Origin of the sequence: Acidovorax delafieldii 2AN (genome assembly GCF_000175235.1) — a bacterium.
Classification (GTDB): Bacteria; Pseudomonadota; Gammaproteobacteria; order Burkholderiales; family Burkholderiaceae_C; genus Acidovorax; species Acidovorax delafieldii_B.
The window spans coordinates 1-1,079 of sequence record NZ_ACQT01000541.1 but is presented as its reverse complement, the minus strand read 5'-3'; the positions used below and the strand labels follow the sequence as shown (position 1 = coordinate 1,079).

The 1,079-nt window shown below is 67.7% G+C and carries 2 protein-coding genes; both read left to right on the top strand.

Translation table 11 applies throughout. The annotated features are described in order from the left end of the window. Positions 1–222 (top strand): hypothetical protein (locus tag ACDELDRAFT_RS25920; protein ID WP_232504823.1); only part of this gene is annotated, 222 nt, incomplete at its 5' end. Between the two features lie 11 nt (positions 223–233). Further along, entirely contained in the window at positions 234–956 is a 723-nt protein-coding gene (locus ACDELDRAFT_RS22890; protein WP_005801551.1) for a Crp/Fnr family transcriptional regulator, read from the top strand. Positions 957–1,079: the final 123 nt, after the last annotated feature.

Genomic DNA, 1,079 nt, shown 5'->3' with positions numbered 1-1,079 from the left:
AGCCGCTGCCAGCAGCGTGCGCCGCGCCATCGTGGGGCCATCGCGGCCGGCGGTCTGCAAGGAGGGGGAAGGAGTGGAAGCGTTCACTGGCGGGTCCTCTCAATTTCAGGGATGCGTGCTCTTGACGGGCCCCATCATCCGGCGGTGATTGGCATTTTTTGTCTTTATGACGACAATTTGGCTCGTGGTATTCCCGTAACGCACTGGCGCACCCACGCCTGAAGATCACGCGCATGACCCTCGACATCTCCCTGCACCAGCGCCGCCGGCCGCCCACCCCCGAAGAGCTGGACGGCATTCCCTGGCTGGCGCTTCTGCTGCCCGCCGAGCGCGAGCGCGCTGTGGCCGCGCTGCTGGTCGGCGACGCCAAGGCGGGCGACTACGTCTGCCGCCTGGGGCGGCCGGTGACCTACTGGTTCGGCGTGGTCGAAGGCTTGCTCAAGATGAGCAGCGACAACGCCCAGGGGCAGACGATGACATTCACTGGCGTGCCGCCCGGCGGATGGTTTGGCGAAGGCACGGCGCTCAAGCGCGAGCCCTACCGCTACAACATCCAGGCGCTGCGCAAGAGCGTCGTGGCGGGCCTGCCCATCGACACTTTCCACTGGCTGCTGGACCATTCCCTCGGGTTCAACCGCTTTGTGATGAACCAGCTCAACGAGCGCCTGGGGCAGTTCATTGCCGCGCGTGAGATCGACCGGTTGAACAACCCCGACGTGCGCGTGGCCCGCAGCCTGGCGTCGCTGTTCAATCCCTTGCTCTACCCCGGTGTGGGCGAGGTGCTGCGCATCACGCAGCAGGAGCTGGCCTACCTCGTGGGGCTGTCACGCCAGCGCGTCAACGAGGCCCTTGCCGCCCTGGAACGGCAGGGCGCGATCCGCATCGAATACGGCGGACTGCGGGTGCTGGAACTGGCCGCGCTGCGCTCGAGCGTCTTTCAGCGCAAGGACACCTGAGGCACTGGCGCTCGTTCGCGCCGTGCGCGCTTGCGGCGGCGCATTTCGGTGCGCGGTGCAGGGTGCGTGGGCGCGGCGGTTCCGTCGGCGGGAGAAAGCCCGCGCTGCGGGCTGCCGCCGAGT

Excerpts from the sequence above, each read along its gene's own strand:
- ACDELDRAFT_RS22890 (WP_005801551.1), top strand. The coding sequence starts at position 234 with ATGACCCTCGACATCTCCCTGCACCAGCGCCGCCGGCCGCCCACCCCC.